17 protein-coding genes, 1 tRNA gene and 1 pseudogene are annotated in these 18287 nt (G+C 67.4%); 9 read left to right on the top strand and 10 right to left on the bottom strand.

Annotated elements, in window-relative coordinates; all coding sequences use genetic code 11:
- Positions 1–56: 56 nt before the first annotated feature.
- The 4 genes from AC07D6_RS09225 to AC07D6_RS09210 all read right to left on the bottom strand — a co-directional run bounded on the left by AC07D6_RS09225 (position 57) and on the right by AC07D6_RS09210 (position 5146).
- Positions 57–1145 carry a DNA cytosine methyltransferase gene (locus tag AC07D6_RS09225; protein ID WP_479043106.1) on the bottom strand — a complete coding sequence of 363 codons (1089 nt, stop codon included), beginning with the start codon at positions 1143–1145 and terminating at the stop codon, positions 57–59.
- Positions 1142–2308, bottom strand: coding sequence for a DNA cytosine methyltransferase (locus AC07D6_RS09220; RefSeq protein WP_479043105.1), 1167 nt, complete (start codon positions 2306–2308; stop codon positions 1142–1144). The genes AC07D6_RS09225 and AC07D6_RS09220 overlap by 4 nt, the downstream gene beginning before the upstream one ends.
- 154 nt (positions 2309–2462) lie before the next feature.
- Positions 2463–3458, bottom strand: a complete 996-nt coding sequence (locus AC07D6_RS09215) for a 5-methylcytosine restriction system specificity protein McrC (RefSeq protein WP_479043287.1) — start codon at positions 3456–3458, stop codon at positions 2463–2465.
- 194 nt (positions 3459–3652) lie between these two features.
- Positions 3653–5146, bottom strand: a complete 1494-nt coding sequence (locus AC07D6_RS09210) for an McrB family protein (protein WP_479043103.1) — start codon at positions 5144–5146, stop codon at positions 3653–3655.
- Positions 5147–5746: 600 nt separating this feature from the next.
- Between AC07D6_RS09210 and AC07D6_RS09205 the strand changes: the two genes are divergently transcribed.
- The gene (locus tag AC07D6_RS09205; RefSeq protein ID WP_479043102.1) at positions 5747–6556 is read left to right on the top strand and encodes an IS5 family transposase; all 810 of its coding nucleotides are present in this window, start codon (positions 5747–5749) and stop codon (positions 6554–6556) included.
- Between the two features lie 538 nt (positions 6557–7094).
- On the opposite strand, the gene AC07D6_RS09200 is transcribed toward AC07D6_RS09205, so the two are convergent.
- From AC07D6_RS09200 to AC07D6_RS09185, 4 genes are all read right to left on the bottom strand, one after another.
- On the bottom strand, positions 7095–7295 hold the full coding sequence (locus tag AC07D6_RS09200; RefSeq protein ID WP_479043101.1) for a hypothetical protein: 201 nt from the start codon (positions 7293–7295) through the stop codon (positions 7095–7097).
- Positions 7292–7420: a hypothetical protein gene (locus tag AC07D6_RS09195; protein ID WP_479043100.1), complete on the bottom strand. Its 129-nt coding sequence runs from the start codon at positions 7418–7420 to the stop codon at positions 7292–7294. Before AC07D6_RS09195 ends, AC07D6_RS09200 begins: the two co-directional genes overlap by 4 nt.
- A 212-nt stretch (positions 7421–7632) precedes the next feature.
- On the bottom strand, positions 7633–8064 hold the full coding sequence (locus tag AC07D6_RS09190) for an ATP-binding protein (protein ID WP_479043099.1): 432 nt from the start codon (positions 8062–8064) through the stop codon (positions 7633–7635).
- A gap of 46 nt (positions 8065–8110) precedes the next feature.
- A complete protein-coding gene (locus tag AC07D6_RS09185; protein WP_189529231.1) occupies positions 8111–8518 on the bottom strand; it encodes an NUDIX hydrolase in 408 nt (135 codons plus the stop codon).
- A 107-nt stretch (positions 8519–8625) separates the two neighbouring features.
- Between AC07D6_RS09185 and AC07D6_RS09180 the strand changes: the two genes are divergently transcribed.
- Positions 8626–9414: a GntR family transcriptional regulator gene (locus tag AC07D6_RS09180; protein ID WP_479043098.1), complete on the top strand. Its 789-nt coding sequence runs from the start codon at positions 8626–8628 to the stop codon at positions 9412–9414.
- A gap of 103 nt (positions 9415–9517) precedes the next feature.
- A pseudogene (locus AC07D6_RS09175) lies at positions 9518–9649 on the top strand (SCO3933 family regulatory protein); the annotation flags it as partial.
- Positions 9650–10034: 385 nt separating this feature from the next.
- On the opposite strand, the gene AC07D6_RS09170 reads toward AC07D6_RS09175, so the two are convergent.
- Together AC07D6_RS09170 and AC07D6_RS09165 are read right to left on the bottom strand one after the other, a co-directional pair.
- Positions 10035–10355 carry a hypothetical protein gene (locus AC07D6_RS09170; RefSeq protein WP_479043097.1) on the bottom strand — a complete coding sequence of 107 codons (321 nt, stop codon included), beginning with the start codon at positions 10353–10355 and terminating at the stop codon, positions 10035–10037.
- Positions 10356–10653: 298 nt separating this feature from the next.
- Positions 10654–10725 (bottom strand) — tRNA-Arg (locus tag AC07D6_RS09165).
- Positions 10726–10827: 102 nt separating this feature from the next.
- On the opposite strand from AC07D6_RS09165, the gene AC07D6_RS09160 reads away from it, so the two are divergent.
- The 6 genes from AC07D6_RS09160 to thrB all read left to right on the top strand — a co-directional run bounded on the left by AC07D6_RS09160 (position 10828) and on the right by thrB (position 17976).
- Positions 10828–11304, top strand: coding sequence for a response regulator (locus AC07D6_RS09160; RefSeq protein WP_479043096.1), 477 nt, complete (start codon positions 10828–10830; stop codon positions 11302–11304).
- Between the two features lie 472 nt (positions 11305–11776).
- Positions 11777–12859 carry an ArgS-related anticodon-binding protein NrtL gene (nrtL, locus tag AC07D6_RS09155; RefSeq protein ID WP_479043095.1) on the top strand — a complete coding sequence of 361 codons (1083 nt, stop codon included), beginning with the start codon at positions 11777–11779 and terminating at the stop codon, positions 12857–12859.
- A gap of 16 nt (positions 12860–12875) precedes the next feature.
- Positions 12876–14267, top strand: a complete 1392-nt coding sequence (gene lysA / locus AC07D6_RS09150; RefSeq protein ID WP_479043094.1) for a diaminopimelate decarboxylase — start codon at positions 12876–12878, stop codon at positions 14265–14267.
- A gap of 103 nt (positions 14268–14370) precedes the next feature.
- Entirely contained in the window at positions 14371–15663 is a 1293-nt protein-coding gene (locus tag AC07D6_RS09145) for a homoserine dehydrogenase (RefSeq protein ID WP_315875631.1), read from the top strand.
- A gap of 7 nt (positions 15664–15670) precedes the next feature.
- Positions 15671–16741, top strand: a complete 1071-nt coding sequence (thrC, locus tag AC07D6_RS09140; RefSeq protein WP_315875630.1) for a threonine synthase — start codon at positions 15671–15673, stop codon at positions 16739–16741.
- Between the two features lie 317 nt (positions 16742–17058).
- On the top strand, positions 17059–17976 hold the full coding sequence (gene thrB / locus AC07D6_RS09135) for a homoserine kinase (protein WP_315875629.1): 918 nt from the start codon (positions 17059–17061) through the stop codon (positions 17974–17976).
- The last annotated feature ends 311 nt before the right edge of the window (positions 17977–18287 follow it).

Below are 18287 nucleotides of genomic sequence, written 5' to 3'. Positions count from 1 at the left end.
TGTCCGCGTACAGTCCGCGTGGGCGGGCTGCGGATAGCCGTCCGAGTGCAACCCACTCAGACGGCTGCGACGCCAGCCCCCCACAGGGACATCTGTACCGGTTCAGAATCGCCTGAAGCCGCCGTTCCTGACAGGGCGGCCTTGATGCTCTGCCCAATCGCTTCTGCTAGCAACGGTGGCACCGCATTACCGATCAGCCTCGCCCCCTCCTCCCGGTTTCCGAGGAATGCGAAATCATCTGGGAAGGACTGCAGCCGGGCGCCCTCTCGGAGAGTGATGGTGCGGTTTTCCTCTGGGTGGCCAAATTTCCCTCGGGTGAAACTGTCGAACCTTGCCGTGATAGTCACAGCTGGCTCATCCCACGCCAGTCGGCCATACGTGTCCAGATGACGGTGATTCCCTTGATGGCACGCGAGCTGGAGGTGCTTAGGGAGGTACTCACGGCCACCCCCTGGGGGGACATGTTTGATTCGCTCGATATTGAGTTTGCTCAGCCTAGCCTCTCTGTAGTGGTTCGTGAATGACGGGTGGTTGGACCCGTCTTCGGGCGGCGATGGCAGATCCCGGATAGCGTCTCCCACCGTGCGCGGGGGCTCCTTCCTTGGCGTCGGCCAGGAAAAATGGGTGCCGGCAGGAAGCCCCACAAGGAAAGCCCTCCGACGTCTTTGCGGAACACCGTAATCGGCCGCATCAAGAATCGTTGCGTGAACCTGAAAACCTAGATCCTGAGCCGCTTCTTCGACAGCTCGCAAAAGATGCTTTCCGCGCACGCTTTGAATGGCGGCAACATTTTCCATGAGAAACGCGCGGGGGCGCATTTCTTCAAGCCAATCGAGATAGCGAAGAACAAGAAGGTTCCTTGGGTCTTCCCGTGCACCTCTACGCTGAAGGGAGAATCCTTGGCACGGGGGGCCGCCGGCGAGCAAGTCCACCTCGCCGCGCTTTAGCCCAGCGAGATCGAGGAGCTGCCCTCCGGTGGTCGTGGCAGCATCAAGCACTTCCGCGCGGCATGAAAGATTTTTGCGGTGCGTATCAACGGCCACTTGGCTGTTGTCGAAGGCCAATGCAACGGAGTACCCAGCTCGGGCTAGGCCCAAGCTGAGTCCACCAGCGCCTGCGAATGCGTCAATTGCAGTGAGCGTCACTTGACCAGCAACCCTCCGCGCCTGCGGATGCCCGGAATCAGCACCGAGAAGCTACTGCCGACGGGCTTATCAGCCACTTCGAAAAGTCCAACCTCGGATTCAACTGGTGGCATTCCAGCTGCAATGTGCTCACCAAAAGCCTGAGCGGCTAGCGGGGGTACCGCGTTACCGATCTGCTTGTAACGGTCATCGAAGGGTCCTTGGAACTGCCACGTGGCGGGAAATGTCTGAAGAAGCCCTGCTTCTCTCGCCGTTAGGCCCCGGTCTTGTTCAGGGTGAGCAAATCGTCCACAGCTAGGAGTTCTGCACCGAGCCGTGATGGTCGGCGCCGGACCGGACCAGGCCAGACGTCCATAAACGTCTGTATAGCCACCATGAGCGCCACGCGTGCGATCCAGGCACTCCGGACCGACTCCCGCCGGACGGGAGCCACCATCGTGGGGAACTTGCTTCAGAATTTCGATCGTCGACGGTCGATGGCGCGACGTAACGTGCATTGGATCATCTGGGTTCGATTCACCACTGGAAATAGGCGGAAGGTGGCCAATCCACTCTTTGACAGTAGAAAAAGAATCTGGCGTGTTTCGTACAGCAGGGAACGTTGGCATCTGGTGCAAAGACGCCAGCACTACGGTGCGGAACCGTTCCTGAGGTACGCCGAGCTGCGCCATGTTCATGATCCGCGCTCGAACGCTGTAGCCAGCGTCCTGCAACTTTGAGCGAAATTCGTCGAACAAATCCCACGAACGAGCCGAGACCAGGTCAGCGACGTTCTCGACCATCACGACATCGGGCTTGAGCGTGACTGCTAGATCACCGAAAACGCTGAAGAGTTGATTCCGACCCTTGCGGTCACCGCGGGTCTTGACGTGCGAAGAGAAGCCCTGACAGGGCGGTCCTCCTGCAAGGAGGAACTGGCGGTCACCGACCGCTTCACGGATTCGGGCGGCCCACGAACGCCGAGCGCCTGCGTCTTGGAGTGTCAGCAGGTCCAACTCATCCGGCGTGTGATCGAGGTTGGCGGCGTAAGTGGCGTTGGCCCACACGTCGTTGTCGGCCGCGTAAACCGCCTTGTACTGGCCCGTTGCTGCTAGGCCGGCCGACATGCCGCCACAACCGCTGAAGAGGTCAGCATACGCCCAGCCGGGCTCACCCTTGTCCATGCGATAGATCCTAGAAGCTCGTACTGACAGTGTGGTCTCGCAGCGCACCCATCCAAGGTGATCGGAGCTCGGCGGCGCGCCCGTACAGCCATGGGGAGATGACAGTCTGTTGTGAACACAGCATGCCCCATCGATCATCCCCATGTGAGTCAAATCACTTCGCTAGGCTCGTCGTCCAGTGACCGATCAGGTCGGTCATCCCATCTGCCTGCGTGGGGTCGACTGCGATGACGTCTACGGAGCAACCTGTGTTGACCCGGCCCAATCGTCGGACACCTGGAGGGCCGTGGAGAGCGGGCGTCACAAGGGCAGCGGCATCGGCCGAGAAAGCCCCGGCATGAGCGATGAGCTGATATATCTCGTCTTCTGTGACCCTTTCTCCTGACTTCCTGTACTTTGCGTCAAGCAAGCCGATCCTGCGATCTCCGTAAATCACGATGTCTGGATCGGCTCTTTTTTGCATGGGTTCCCCCTCTCCTTCGACTGCGTGAAATAGGGGAATCTTCTGTGACTTGCCGTCCGTCACTGTGAAGTTGGCTGGGGCTGTACTTCTACATAGTGTGCGTACAGCTTCTTCGAATACTCGATCAATGTTGACCCAGGCACTGAATGGTGAAGTGCCAGCACTTTGGAAGTTGAACGGGACGCCCCGTATTATGGCTTCCGCCATACGGAGAGTTTCTCTGAGATCTGCGCTGATGCTCGGAGAAAGGGACGGAAACGCTGGATCGGGTAGCATCTGGGCTCCCGAAAGCATTTGCATGCATCGCTGCACCGTTATTCTCGCCTCATCGTAATGGCGCAGTAGGTGGGCAGCGCGATTGCAAGCGGCAAGTAGGTACCTATTGATCTCTGTATCTTCGGATAGATTGCGGTAGCGGATCGCTAGGAGGTCATGCCGGCCACGACTCCACAGAGCACGTACTGTTTCGCCGACGTGGATCTTCCCTCTGACTCGACTGCTATGAGCGGAAGTCGCTATGTACTCCTTTTGCGGCCCGGCCGCCAACTCTCTTTCGGCCATCGCGGAAAATGCTCGTGCTATCGCCGCAAGCGGCGGTAGGGTTGAACCGGGCTGAGCTGCCTGTGTAGCTTGCTTTCGCCCGCTCGATGAAAGAGCAAGACAGGCGTCGACAGTTCCCGGAACCATTTCATCGATAGCGATGACGAGATTTTCGTGGACGACAATGGTGCCAGCGTATGGCCCAACTTCAATATCGAACCCAAAACGACTTGGTCGAATGAAGGCCACCTTCGACTGGACCCAGGGGAGATTTGACAGCTCTTCTAGGGAGTATCCAACTTCTTGATGAGTGAGTTGCAGTCGTCCGTACGTTCTGGTTCTCACGCCTCTTCCTCGGTGTCTGAGGTGAACCGAGCGTTTCTCCAGATGTATGTGTTTTCGATCTTCTCTGGGTTGGGGTAAGTGGTGATCCCGCCCCGGCGCAAGAAATACCGCAATGACTCATGCCACAGATCGTGCAAGTCGCGTTCGTCGCGCATTCCGACGAATAGACCGTGTCCGAAGGGGGCATCTTCAGGAAGCCCGTCGAACCACTGAGTTACCTGTTTCCTAAGATCGCTAGCCATGCCCGCCTCTTGCAGGATTACTTCGAGCGCGTCACGACTGCGAGAAATCTCGATTTGGCGCATCCTTCTCACCAATGCGTCGTCCATATTGACAACGCTTCGATCAGTAGGGTTCATCGTGGCAATGATGACCAGATTGGGTGCTATCGACACCCGTTTGCCCAGCCCGGGGACTAGGAAGAGGCGGTTTCTGTACTCAATGTAAGTGAGGAGTTCACCGAGTACATTGGCGACATCAGCTCTACTCAGCTCATCGACGATGAGAACGTGCGTCTTGTCCGGAGACGCCAGCGCTGTATCGTTTATCTGCACAAGCGCGCCGGGAGAGGGTGCGAAACCTCCGTTACTGGGGGCAAGTCCACCGACAAACTCTTCGTACGTGAATGCTGCGTGGAATTGGACTGTCAGAACCCGGGTGGAGTCTCCTTCTGTAAGAGTCATAGCAACGTCCTGGGCCATCCTCGTCTTACCGGTTCCTGCTGGCCCGACGAGCGCGATGATTTGACGCCCTCCATAGCGTCGGCACTTTTCGACGATAAGGTTCTTTAGCTTGCTGTCAGAGTCGGCCTGAGTGGGAGATGGTACATTCGGTGCTTTTCCGAGCCAACGCACGTACTCTCCTCGATCTGCAAACTGATCGGCTGGAGGAGTGGTTGCGATTACCTCGTCAATTAGAGGGATGAACTCAGAGTTGAGGTACCGATAGCCGTCCTCCGGTCGATCTCGGGGTTCTAGAAAAAGATTCTTGAATGCGGCTCGAGAGAACCATGTGTCCAGCCTGTCTGACTGATCGTTTCCTGCGTCAGGGCGGCGTGGGCCGAGAATCCGCTCCATTGTGTCAGGGTTCTTCGGGTCGTAGCCGTCCTGTGAGCGTGCTTGAGCGATCTTTTGTATCGCTGCTTCGATTTCTGATTCCCTCAGGCATGTCGTGACGCATCGCCCTAGTTCTTCCCAATGGAGCTTGTTGTCTAGATTTCTCATAACTCGCCAAATGGTAAGAAGTGGTCTGACGTCGGTTCCCGGCGGGTAGGTGTCTCTGGTCAGAGGGTTCGCGAGCTGGTATCGGGCTAGTGCGGGCGCAACCAACCGGGCGAGTTGAGTGCGATAGTTGAGATAGATTTGCTGGCTGAAGTCGTCGATGCGCTGGTACTGTTCGTTTAGGAGCTCAAGCAAGCTTTCACCGAGTTCGGTGGACTGCAAGATGCCGTTTTCTTCATAGAGCAGACCAACCCCGCGGAACAGCGTCATGTACGTTCTGAAGCGCTGATCAGCCTGCCTCTGAACCTCAGGTGCGACCTGTTTGCTCCTGATTTGCAGTCTTCTGCGCACTTCTTCATAAGGGGGAGCCCATTGCGTCCCCGCAGAGCTCAGCATCGCATGGAGGGAAGCTGCACCTGGGTCCGCGGGCCGTGCCTTGGCCCGTAGGTCTGGTACAACGTCACGTCCTGACAGATCCCAGTGTTCTTGCATAGAGATAGGTTGCCACGCTGAGGATCTTCGTGTGGTCAGTTGTCGTGTAGTTGAGGCCCCAAGCCCAACGATGAGGCCAGCGGGGTCACGAAGACCGGGTCAAGGCGACGAGGGCTGGCCGATGGTGTGGCCAGCGCCCGTGTAGGCCATGGCCTTGAAGTCTGTCCTCATCCTTGGCAGGTCGATCACGCAGCACCCGCGAGGTCGGTAAGCCCGCTGCACATCTGGCCTGGTGTCCGCTGCCATCCGTGGCCGATCGCCGTCGTTCGCCCCTGTTGGTGTCACTGGCCGTTCTCTACCCGCTCGAGCGGTCGGTGGGGTTCGAACAGGGTCCTGGTCTGGGAGGGCGCCGGCCCCGGTACGACTCGGACATGAGCGATGACGAGTGGGCCGTGGTCCGGGACCTGCTGCCGGTTCCGGAATGGCTGGCGGGTCGGGGCGGACGGCCAGAGGGCTACTGCCACCGACAGATGCTCGACGCGAGTTCGCTACCTCGTCGACCACGGCATCAAGTGGCGGTCGATGCCCTCGGACTTCCCGCCCTGGCCTCGGGTGTACGCCTTCTTCGCCCGCTGGCGGGATGCGGGACTCGTGGCCGAGCTGCACGACCGGCTGCGCGAGACCGTCCGCGATGCCGAAGGCCGTAATCCGGAACCGAGTGCGGCGATCATCGACTCGCAGTCGGTGAAGGCAGACACCACCGTTACCCACAGCTCGCGGGGTTTCGACGCCGGGAAGAAGATCAACGGACGCAAGCGGCACCTGATCATCGACATGCTCGGGCTGTTGCTGAACGTGCTGGTCACCCCCGCCTCGACCACAGACCGGGACGCCGCCCGCATCCTTCTGCCAGCGGTCCAGGACCGCTTCGGGCGACTGGCACGGGTCTGGGCCGACGGCGGATACACCGGCCACCTCGTCGACTGGAGTGCCACGCAGCTCGGCGTCGTCCTGGACATCGTCCGCCGCGGCGACGACACCTGCGGCTTCGAGGTGCTGCCCCGCCGCTGGGTCGTGGAGAGATCTTTCGCCTGGTGCTTGCGCAGCCGGCGTTTGGTCCGGGACTACGAGCGCCGCACCGATACCAGCGAAGCCGTCATTCTGTGGTCGATGACCATGCTCATGAGCCGCCGTCTGGCCGTCCAGCACCGGCAGCGTCCTGCCCCGGCAGCGACAGGGGCAGCGTGAACCTGCCCGGCTCACCTCGACCAACCAGCCCCGTTCCACCAGTCGCTTCAGCCGTGCCCTGGCGCCTTCGAAGCGGGAGGCGGACGCACTGTCCCAGCCCAGCACCACCGCCGCCCGCCGGGCACCCAGCCCGTCGCCTCCCGCATCGGCCGTGGCGGCCATCAACGCCTGATAGTCCGGTGGCAACTCCGTCACCTCACTCGCGTGTCGCCGGTGGGGCACCGCCCGGCGCGGTCCGGCCGGCTTCCTCCGCGGCACCTCGCCGGCCACGTCGGCGGACACCTCCTCCTCGGCCAGCGCCTTTAGATACTGCTCCAGACCGATCACCCGGCACCGGTGCATCTCCTCGGCGTCCGCCAGAGCCGCCCGCACCCGTTCCAACTAGGCTTCGAGTTCCTTCACCTGCGCGGCCGCGGCCTTCTGCCGCGCTTCCAGAACCGCCCGCATCGACGGCATCCGTCACCCCCATGACCTCTCGCCCGGCAACAAGCCGAGACTCCCGCGGCGGCAGCTACTTCATGCCTGACCAGCGAAGACGTCACATGAGGTTCGGAAAGAGAACGGTCTCTGAGGCGTTGGAGTCGAGTGCTGGTGAGATGGTGTGGAGGGTGATGGCGACCCATCGGCTTGCCTGGGGTGCTGAGTAGGTGTCGAAGGGCGCCAGGAGTATCGGGGCTTTGGTGGTGGTGAGGTCCTGGGTCTGGCATTCGCACCAGTAGCCGCGGGTGAGGCTGTTCACGGCATCGCTCCTGTGGGGTGGACCGCGAGGACGTAGCGGGTGTTCTCGTCGTGGAAGGTGAGCTGGTAGCCGGTGCCTGCGGTCAGGTAGGCGAGGGCGCGTTCGTGCTCAGCCTCGTCGGCCAACCAGCACAAGGCCGGTTGCGCATGGGAGGTATCGAGCTGATCCGCGATGTGCTGCATACGTTCCTGTAACCAGCGCAGCGCCAGGCGTGGGCTCGCGGCGTCGTGTGATCCCAGAGGGATGGCGCGGATCTCGTGCAGGGGGTAGGCGGAGGCCCCGCATCGGTAGGGGAGGAATGGGCCGCGCGCGTTCGATGCGCGATGGCGTGGGGGCCTCAGCATGGATTTTCCTCTGCGGGGCCGACCGTGGTGAGGAGTTCCGCGGTGACCGTGTAACCGCCGTGGTTGCCGTGGACGACGACCCGGTGGGCGAGTGCGTCGACCATGCTCAAGCCCCGGCCGTGTTCGGCCCGCTCGTTCTGGTATTCGGCCCTGGGCGCTGTGTTGGCGCCGCCCTCATCCGTCACTGACAGGGCCACCACCCGCGGGGAGACGGCGACCGCCAGGTGGAAGCTGCCGGACTGCGTGCCGCTGGCCGTGTAGAGGACGGCGTTCGCGCTCAGCTCGCTCACGATCAGTTCGGCGTCGTCGACCAGGGGAGATCCACGCAGGATGTCCCGGGTCCAGCGGCGGGCTCGGCTGACCTCTTCGGGGAAACCTGGGCAAGACAGTCCCCAGACCCGGGCCGTACCCGTATACTCGTGCATACAAGTTCCTTCATGCTGGTAGGCCGCCATGTGCAGCGGGTTCGGGCTAGACGAGTTTCACTCCGTCGTGGGCACGGACGGCCGGCGGGGATATCGCGTCGAGTGCGTCCAGGACGCGGATCGCGTACGCCTCGTCGGCGAGTTCGGTGACTTCCTCACGGGTGGCCCAGCGCAGCGCACGGGTCTCCTCGCCCGTGGTGGGCGTGCCGTCGGCGGCCTCGCAGCGGAAGACCAGAGAGACGATCAGGCCCTTCATGTTCTTGTAGACGCCGGTCAGGGTCGCGGGAAGCGCGATCTTGATTCCGGTCTCTTCGAGGACTTCGCGTTGGAGGGCTTCGGGGATGGTCTCCTCGCGTTCGAGGACTCCGCCCGGGGGCTCCCAGTGGCCGTTGTCGCGGCGCTTGATCAGGAGGGCCCGGCCCTGGTCGTCGACGATGACTCCGGCGACGCTCACGGAATGCGGACGGTCGGTACTCACGGTCCTCGGCCCTCTCGGCTGGCTAGGCTCTCCACCGTAGCAACAACACTCGCCCACTCGTCTAGATACCTAAAGGAGTACGCGTGCCCCCTCTCTCCTCCGGCTTGCTCGGCGCCCTCGACCCCACGAGTGACCGTGCGGTCTTCCGGCAGATCGCCGACCAGCTGCGCGAAGCCATCGACCGCGGCCGCTTCAAGGAGGGCGAGAAGCTGCCCTCCGAAGCCGAGCTCGTGGAGCACTACGGAGTGTCGCGGATGACCGTCCGCAACTCCTTCTCCGTCCTCCAGGGAGAAGGGCTCGTGCACGCCGAACACGGCAAGGGCGTCTTCGTGCGACCACGGCCGCCCGTGCGACGACTCGCCTCCGACCGGTTCGCCCGGCGCCACCGGGAGCAAGGCAAGTCCGCGTTCATCGTGGAGGCGGACGCGGCCGGCAGTCATCCCCAGGTCGACAGTCTGGAGGTCAAGGAGGAGAAGGCCAGCCAGGGCGTCTCCACCCGGCTCGGGTCCGTGCGCCGGGTGCTCGCCCGTCGCCGGCGCTACCTGCTGGACGGCCGCCCGGTGGAGTTCGCCACCTCGTACCTGCCGCTCGACATCGCGCGCGGTACGCCGATCGCCGAACCCAACCCGGGGCCCGGCGGCATCTACGCCCGCCTTGAGGAGCTGGGCCACCGCCTGGACCACTTCGACGAGGAGATCCGCGCCCGGATGCCCTCGCCCGCCGAGGTCAAGACGCTCCACCTGGCCTCCGGCGTGCCCGTGATCCACCTGATCCGGACCGCGTACGACACGGAAGGGCGAGCCGTGGAGGTCTGCGACACGGTGATGGCGGCGGACGCCTACGTCCTCTCGTACCAGCTCCCGGCTACCTGATCGCGTGAGCGGTGGCGGTGCGCGGGGGCGCTTCTCCGAACTTGTACACCCCAACAAGCATACTCATATAGACGACCGGGTGAGTGGTGTGGCGCGGCGGTCGTCGGTCTCGGAGAGCGGTGTTTTCGAGCGGCTGGTTCTCGGTTCGCCGGTCTCGCTGCCGGGACTGGTGGCCCGCCCGTGGGAGAGCGTCTTCAACGGGCAGCAGCGGCACGGCGTCCCCTTCCGGGCCGCCCGCGCCGGCGAAGAGTTCGAGACGCTCGGCACCGCCGAGGGTAGACAGCTGTTCACCAACGGGCGCGGGGGAGTGGTCAATCCTTCGGTGTGCCAACGCCTGGTGCGAAGCCCCTGCGCCGGTGTCCCCGCCGGCCGTGGTCGCCTCCCCGCTCGTGGCCCGACCGCATGGCCTCCGGCGCGCGGCGCTATCGACCTGGCTCAACTCCGGGGTGGGCCCGGCATGAAGGTCGCCAAGCGTGTGGGCAACAGTGTCGAGGTCCTGCTGAGCCGCTACGCCGAGGGTGTCGACGGCCGGCGGAAGATCGCCGATCGCAAGGGCGAGGAGCTGTTGCGCGAGTACGGGTGAGGCTGGGTGACGCACTCCTGCGATGGCTGTTGGCTCCCTACCGAGTTTTTGAGCGCGCTTTTCGGGCCTGACGGAAGTCGACGTACGACAGTGCTACGACCAGCAGCGGAACGAGGAACCACAACAGGAGGAAGCGAACCCGGCCGTCTGTCAGGGTGGCGACCAGGGCCACTACGACAGCGCTGGCGACGAAGCCGAAGAACTGTCGGTAGGAGCGGAAGCCACCCGTGGGCGACGCGTTCACCGCATCGGGATCGTCCTCCTCGACGAACGCGGCGCGCACGGGATGACTGTCGCCCTCGCGCCGGGCCTGTTGCCACGCGAAGAACCAACGGCCGAGTACATAGAGGGCGATCACACCCAGGAAGATCCACCACTCAGTGGCATCGTCAGGTAAGGAGCGAGCCAGTGTCATGGGCACCGCGTGCCCTGAACTTGAGGGAGTAGACGGTTCCGCATACACGCCGGGGCTGACGCCCGCTCCTGCCCCAGTGGAGTGGGCGCTCGACCAAGGCGGACGCTTCAAAAGCCTGTCCGCGCCTCGTCCACGGACCCCGGCGTACGCCCGCTCCGGGCCGCACGCGCCTGCGCATACGCGAAGACCCCGTACCGAGCGTTTCCGCTGGTGACGGGGTCTTTGGGCCCCTCATACAGGGTGCCCCCGGCAGGATTCGAACCTGCGCACACGGCTCCGGAGGCCGTTGCTCTATCCCCTGAGCTACGGGGGCGTCCGCCGTGTTTCGCGGCGACGGGTAGAACCCTACCAGCTCCTGGAGGGTGCCCGTGAACAGGTATTTCCGGGGGGCGGGGCGAAGGGTCCCCTGCGGGGGGTGGAAGTGGCGAAAACCCGGACGCGGGGGCCGGGCGGGACCTACTCTCGAGTTGTGTCAGGCGTCTCCGGGCGGGTGCTGGTTGTGGACGACAACCGGGTCATCCGGCAGCTGATCAGGGTCAACCTCGAGCTGGAGGGCTTCGAGGTGGTGACCGCGGCCGACGGTGCCGAGTGTCTGGAAGTCGTCCATCGGTTCCAACCCGATCTGGTCACCCTCGACGTGGTCATGCCGCGTCTGGACGGGCTGCGCACCGCCGCTCTGCTCCGCGCCGACGCGCGGACCCGGCACCTGCCGGTCGCGATCATCAGCGCGTGCGACGAGGCGGAGGTGGCGAGCGGGCTGGAGGCCGGGGTGGACGCCTTCCTCGCCAAGCCCTTCGAGCCGGCCGACCTCGTCCAACTGGTGCGCGGTCTCCTCCTGCCCCCGGCGGACGACCGGCGCGACACGGGCTGGGCGGGTACGGCCCAGGGATAAGGGACAGCGGGCGGATACGAGCGGGTACGCCCCGGGGGCAGGGCAGGGCAGGGCAGGGCAGGCTCGGGGACGTGAGGGAACCGGGCGGGGGTGTTCGGGGCGGCGCTTCGGGAGCGGTGGCGGCGCGGTGCCTCGGGCCCGTGGCCGGACCCCACCGGGCCCCGCCCCGCCCACCGGGCGTACTCCCGCCCTGTCGGGCACCCCCCACCCCGCCCCACCGGGTAGTGGACGCGCCCTGCCGGGCACCCCCCACCCCGCCCCACCGGGTAGTGGACGCGCCCTGCCGGGCCCCGCCCACCGGGCGTTCCCCACCCCCGCCCCCCACCCCGCCCCGCCAGGGCCCCGCCGATGCCGGCCCCGGCGCAGCCGGGGTGCGGTTTCCGGCCGGGTGGCGGTGTCCTCCCGTCCCGTATCTGCCCGTATACCGAAACCGGTTCGCCTTCCCTCCCCCCTCCTCGCCTACGCTTGTCCCGTGACCCCCGCTGATCTCTCGCTCACCGTGTTGCGCGCCGTGCGGCGTGCCGTCGGTGACGGGGTCCTGGCCGTGCGCGAGGTGCCCCCGCGGGTCGTCGTCGAGCGGCCGCGCGCCGGGGGGTGCGGGGACTGGGCGACGAACGCCGCGCTCCAGCTCGCCGGGCCCGCCGCGCTCCCGCCCCGGCAGGTCGCCGAGGTGTTGCGCGAGCGGCTCCTGGACGCGCCCGGCATCGAGCGGGTCGACATCACCGGTCCGGGATTCCTCAACCTCACGCTCCGTCCCGGCACCCGCGCCGAGGCCGGCCGGCTCCTCGTCCGGCGGGTCCGCGAGGAAGGGCGGCGGTACGGGTACGGGGACGCGCTCGGCCGGCTCCCCGAGCACGAGGTCCGCTTCCTGGTCCCGGACGGCGCCGACCTCCGCCTCCGGGCCCTCACGCGCGCCGTCGTCGCCCTGCTCCGCTCGCAGGGCGCCCCCGCCCGGGCGACCGGCGATCAGGCGACCAGCGGCCAGGCGACCAGCGGCCGAGCGACCAGCGATCAGGTGACCGGCGATCAGGCGACCGGCGACCGGGCGGCCCGCTGCCTCCGCGCCGTCCCCCCGCACTACGACGTCGCCGCCGTCCTCGGGCCCGACGCCCGCCAGTGGGCGCTGCTGCGGCCCGCCGCGCACGACCGGGTCCTCGACGCCGCGCCGCTGCTCCGCCTGACCGAGGCGGACAACCCCCTCTTCACCGTCCAGTACGCGCACGCCCGCTCCCGCGCCCTCCTCCGCAACGCCGCCGACCTCGGCTTCACCGGCGCGTACGAGGAGGAGGTCGACGCCCCGGAGCTGCTCGCCGCGCTCGCCGACCACCCCGCCGTGCTCCTCGCGGCCGCCCGGCAGCACGCCCCGGACCGGCTCGCCCGGCACCTGGAGGCCACCGCGGACGCGTTCCTCGGGTTCCAGCACACCGTGCTGCCCCGCGGCGACGAGAAACCCTCGGCCGCCCACCGCTCCCGGCTCGCCCTCGCCGAAGCCGCCGGGACGGTGCTGGCCGGCGGCCTGTCCCTGCTCGGCGTCAGCGCCCCCGACCACCTGTGACAGCTGTGAGAGAGACATGAGCCGTTCCGCACACCCCGCCGGACCCCGCCACGCCGACGTCCTCCCCGAGGGCCACTACAGCGCGCCGCCCACCGACCTCAACCACCTCGACGGCAAGGTGTGGGCCCGCACCGTGCGGCGCGGCGACGACGGGGTCCTGACCGTGGGGGGCATCCCCGTCACGTCCCTCGCCGAGGAGTTCGGGACGCCCGCGTACATCCTCGACGAGACCGACTTCCGCGCCCGCTGCCGCGCCTGGGCCGACGCCTTCGGCAAGGACGCCGACGTGTTCTACGCCGGCAAGGCGTTCCTCTCCCGCGCCGTCGTGCGGTGGCTGCACGAGGAGGGGCTGAACCTCGACGTGTGCTCCGGCGGCGAACTCGCCACCGCGCTCTCCGCGGGCATGCCCGCCGAGCGCATCGCCTTCCACGGCAACAACAAGAGCACGGAGGAGATCCGGCGGGCCGTCGAGGCGGGGGTCGGGCGGATCGTGCTCGACTCCTTCCAGGAGATCGTGCGCGTCGCCCACGCCGCCCAGGCCCTCGGCAGGCGGCAGCGCGTGCAGATCCGCGTGACGGTCGGAGTCGAGGCGCACACCCACGAGTTCATCGCCACCGCGCACGAGGACCAGAAGTTCGGCATCGCCCTCGCCGGTGGGCAGGCCGCCGAGGCCGTGCGCCGCGCCCTCCAGCTCGACGGGCTCGAACTGGTCGGCATCCACTCCCACATCGGGTCGCAGATCTTCGACATGGCAGGCTTCGAGGTCGCCGCCCGCCGCGTCGTCTCCCTCCTCGCCGAGGTGCGCGACGAGCACGGCGTCGAACTGCCCGAGATCGACCTCGGCGGCGGGCTCGGCATCGCGTACACGTCGGAGGACGACCCGCGCGAGCCGCACGAGATCGCCAAGGCGCTCGGCGAGATCGTCACCCGGGAGTGCGAGGCCGCCGGGCTCGCCACCCCGCGGATCTCCGTCGAGCCCGGCCGCGCCATCGCCGGCCCGGCCGCGTTCACCGTGTACGAGGTCGGCACCGTCAAGCCGCTGGAGGGGCTGCGCACGTACGTCTCCGTCGACGGGGGCATGTCGGACAACATCCGCACCGCGCTGTACGACGCCGAGTACAGCGTCGCGCTGGTCTCCCGCTCCTCCGAGGCCGAGCCGATGCTCTGCCGGGTCGTCGGCAAGCACTGCGAGAGCGGCGACATCGTCGTGCGGGACGCGTTCCTGCCCGCCGACCTCGCGCCGGGCGACCTGATCGCCGTACCCGCGACCGGCGCGTACTGCCGTTCCATGGCCAGCAACTACAACCACGCGCTCCGCCCGCCCGTCGTCGCCGTCGCCGACGGCGCGGCGCGGGTGATCGTCCGACGGGAGACGGAGGAAGATCTCCTGCGTCTCGATGTCGGTTGATGAAATAGATGTCTCAGGATCCGGACGGAGGATAGAAACTCCCGTCCGGTGGGTGAGACTGGACCACTGTAGAAATGCGCAGAAGGACAGGAAACGAGGTCGGATGATGCGTACGCGTCCGCTGAAGGTGGCGCTGCTGGGCTGTGGAGTGGTCGGCTCAGAGGTGGCGCGCATCATGACGACGCACGCCGCCGACCTCGCCGCGCGCATCGGCGCCCCGGTCGAGCTCGCCGGCGTCGCCGTCCGCCGGCCCTCCAAGGTCCGCGAGGGCATCGACCCCGAGCTGATCACCACCGACGCCACGGCCCTCGTCAAACGTGGCGACATCGACGTGGTCGTCGAGGTCATCGGAGGGGTCGAGCCCGCCCGCACGCTGATCACCACCGCGTTCGAGCACGGCGCGTCCGTCGTCTCCGCCAACAAGGCGCTCCTCGCCCAGGACGGCGCCGCGCTGCACGCCGCCGCCGAGGAGCACGGCCGGGACCTCTACTACGAGGCCGCCGTCGCGGGCGCGATCCCGCTCATCCGGCCCCTGCGCGAGTCCCTCGCCGGCGACAAGGTCAACCGCGTCCTCGGCATCGTCAACGGCACGACGAACTTCATCCTCGACAAGATGGACACGTCCGGCGCCGGCTACTCCGAGGCGCTCGACGAGGCCACCGCCCTCGGGTACGCGGAGGCCGACCCGACCGCCGACGTGGAGGGCTTCGACGCCGCCGCGAAGGCCGCCATCCTCGCCGGCATCGCCTTCCACACGCGCGTGCGCCTCGACGACGTGTACCGCGAGGGGATGACCGAGGTCACCGCCGCCGACTTCGCCTCCGCCAAACGCATGGGGTGCACCATCAAGCTGCTCGCCATCTGCGAGCGGGCCGCCGACGGCGGGTCCGTCACCGCGCGCGTGCACCCCGCGATGATCCCGCTCAGCCACCCCCTGGCCTCCGTGCGCGGCGCCTACAACGCCGTGTTCGTCGAGTCCGAGGCGGCCGGGCAGCTCATGTTCTACGGTCCGGGCGCCGGCGGTTCGCCGACCGCGTCCGCCGTACTCGGCGACCTGGTCGCCGTCTGCCGCAACCGCCTCAACGACGCGACGGGCCCCGGCGACTCCGCGTACACCCAACTGCCCGTGAGCTCCATGGGCGAGGTCGTCACGCGGTACCACATCAGTCTCGACGTGGCCGACAAGCCGGGCGTGCTCGCCCAGGTGGCGGCGGTCTTCGCCGAGCACGGCGTGTCGATCGACACCGTCCGCCAGCAGGGCAAGGACGGGGAGGCGAGCCTCGTCGTCGTCACCCACCGCGCGCCCGACGCCGCCCTCAGCGGGACGGTCGCGGCGCTGCGCAAGCTCGACACCGTGCGCGGTGTCGCCAGCATCATGCGTGTTGAAGGGGAGTAGAGGACCCATGACCAGCAAGGGCACCCACCAGTGGCGCGGCATCATCGAGGAGTACCGGGACCGCCTCCCGGTGACGGACAAGACGCCGGTCGTCACGCTCCGTGAGGGTGGTACGCCGCTCGTCCCGGCGCAGGTCCTCTCCGAGCGCACCGGGTGCGAGGTGCACCTGAAGGTCGAGGGCGCCAACCCCACCGGGTCGTTCAAGGACCGCGGCATGACCATGGCGATCACGCGGGCCAAGGAGGAGGGCGCCAAGGCGGTCATCTGCGCCTCCACCGGCAACACCTCGGCCTCCGCCGCCGCCTACGCGGTGCGCGCCGGCATGGTCTGTGCCGTCCTCGTCCCGCGGGGCAAGATCGCCCTCGGCAAGATGGGCCAGGCGCTGGTCCACGGCGCGAAGATCCTCCAGGTCGACGGCAACTTCGACGACTGTCTGACGCTGGCCCGCGCGCTCTCCGACAACTACCCGGTCGCGCTCGTCAACTCCGTCAACCCGGTGCGCATCGAGGGCCAGAAGACCGCCGCGTTCGAGATCGTCGACATGCTCGGCGACGCCCCCGACATCCACGTGCTGCCCGTCGGCAACGCCGGCAACATCACCGCGTACTGGAAGGGGTACACCGAGTACGCGGGGGACGGGGTCGCCTCGCGCACCCCGCGCATGTGGGGCTTCCAGGCGTCCGGTTCCGCGCCGATCGTGCGCGGCGAGGTCGTCAAGGACCCGTCGACCATCGCCACCGCGATCCGCATCGGCAACCCGGCCTCCTGGCAGTACGCGCTCGCCGCCCGCGACGAGTCCGGCGGCTTCATCGACGAGGTGACGGACCGTGAGATCCTGCGCGCCTACCGCCTGTTGGCCGCGCAGGAGGGCGTCTTCGTCGAGCCCGCGTCCGCCGCGTCCGTCGCCGGCCTGCTGAAGGCCGCCGAGCACGGCAAGGTGGACCCGGGTCAGACCATCGTCTGCACGGTCACCGGCAACGGCCTCAAGGACCCCGACTGGGCGGTCGCCGGGGCCCCGCAGCCCGTCACCGTCCCGGTCGACGCCGTCGCCGCGGCCGAGCGCCTCGGCCTGGCCTGATCCCTCCGGCGCCGCCCGCCCGCGGGCCCGGCCGTCCGGCCGGGCCCGCGGGACGGCACCCCCGCCGCCGAGGAGCACGGACAGGCTCGCGACACGCATCGTGCGCCTCCCGTGCGCCCTATGTCGCGGCAGAACCTTCCTTCGATAGGCTGTACCGAACCCACCCCGCCGCATATGCCGCGGGTGACGACGCCGTTGGTGACCGCCGAAACGGCCCCGGGTCCCCGTACGTTCTGATGGAAGCCCTCGCAGTCCCCCGCCCATCCCCACCCCGCAGGTCACCCCCGCAGGTCCAGATCAAGGAGAGTCAACGAGCGATGGCCGGTCCCGCGTTCCGCGCCGCCGCCGTACGGGTGCGCGTCCCCGCCACCAGCGCCAACCTCGGCCCGGGCTTCGACGCCCTCGGCCTCGCGCTGGGGCTGTACGACGACGTCGTCGTCCGGGTCGCCGACTCCGGGCTGCACGTCGACATCGCCGGGGAGGGCGCCGACACGCTCCCGCGCGACGAGAGCCACCTCCTCGTACGCTCCCTGCGCACCGCGTTCGACCTGCTCGGCGGGCAGCCCCGCGGTCTCGAGGTCGTCTGCGCCAACCGCATCCCGCACGGCCGCGGCCTCGGCTCCTCCTCCGCCGCCATCTGCGCGGGCATCGTCGCCGCCCGCGCCGTGACCATAGGCGGCGACAGCCGGCTCGACGACGCCGCGCTGCTGGAGCTCGCCACCGAGATCGAGGGCCACCCCGACAACGTCGCCGCCTGCCTGCTCGGCGGCTTCACCGTGGCGTGGACCGAGGGCGGAGCGGCCCGCGCCATCAGGATGGACCCCGAGGATTCCATCGTTCCGGTGGTTTTCGTCCCCGCGAGCCCGGTCCTCACCGAGACGGCCCGCGGCCTGCTGCCCCGCGCCGTCCCCCATGTGGACGCCGCCGCCAACGCCGGCCGCGCCGCGCTGCTCGTCGAGGCCCTGACCAGGCGCCCCGAGCTGCTGCTGGCCGCCACCGAGGACCGGCTCCACCAGGAGTACCGGGCCCCCGCGATGCCGGAGAGCATCGCCCTTGTGAACCGGCTGCGGGCGGACGGCATCCCCGCGGTCATCTCCGGCGCGGGCCCCACGGTGCTCGCGCTGGCCGAGGACGGCGCGGCGGACAAGGTCGCGCTGCTGGCGGGAGAGGGCTGGGCGGCCAACCGGCTCGCCCTCGACTCCGCCGGTGCGAGCGTGCTGCCGCTCGCGCCGTAGCCCCGCCGGGCGGGACCCGCCGCGGCGAGGATCGCCGGATACACGGATTGCCGGTGTGTGAGAGGGGGAATGTTTGTTGGAGCCGGTAGTGTTAACCTCAAGTCTGCACCCGACGTCTTTGTGGCGCGGTGCTGCGTGTCCCCAGCAGGGACCACCCTTCTTCCGGGAGCCTCCCCAACTGCCTGAGCAGCCTGCCTGAGCAGTTTCGAGCACGCTCCGGAACCGGCGCGCGTCCCCCCTCGCTTCTCCCAGGAGAGGGCCGAGCAGGGGCCTCGGGCCGGACCCACGCACGTTATTTCTTCTGCCGCCGT

The organism is Streptomyces sp. NPDC045287, from assembly GCF_056432325.1.
Note: the sequence above shows the minus strand (reverse complement) of the source record. Positions and strands in the feature narration are given on the sequence as shown.

Coding starts and splice junctions, on each gene's coding strand:
- thrC (WP_315875630.1), top strand. CDS start 15,671: ATGACCAGCAAGGGCACCCACCAGTGGCGCGGCATCATCGAGGAGTAC.
- AC07D6_RS09145 (WP_315875631.1), top strand. CDS start 14,371: ATGATGCGTACGCGTCCGCTGAAGGTGGCGCTGCTGGGCTGTGGAGTG.
- AC07D6_RS09210 (WP_479043103.1), bottom strand. CDS start 5,146: ATGACGCTGTTCCGCGGGGTTGGTCTGCTCTATGAAGAAAACGGCATC.
- AC07D6_RS09190 (WP_479043099.1), bottom strand. CDS start 8,064: ATGCACGAGTATACGGGTACGGCCCGGGTCTGGGGACTGTCTTGCCCA.
- lysA (WP_479043094.1), top strand. CDS start 12,876: ATGAGCCGTTCCGCACACCCCGCCGGACCCCGCCACGCCGACGTCCTC.
- AC07D6_RS09205 (WP_479043102.1), top strand. CDS start 5,747: ATGACGAGTGGGCCGTGGTCCGGGACCTGCTGCCGGTTCCGGAATGGC.
- AC07D6_RS09220 (WP_479043105.1), bottom strand. CDS start 2,308: ATGGACAAGGGTGAGCCCGGCTGGGCGTATGCTGACCTCTTCAGCGGT.
- thrB (WP_315875629.1), top strand. CDS start 17,059: ATGGCCGGTCCCGCGTTCCGCGCCGCCGCCGTACGGGTGCGCGTCCCC.
- AC07D6_RS09215 (WP_479043287.1), bottom strand. CDS start 3,458: ATGGTTCCGGGAACTGTCGACGCCTGTCTTGCTCTTTCATCGAGCGGG.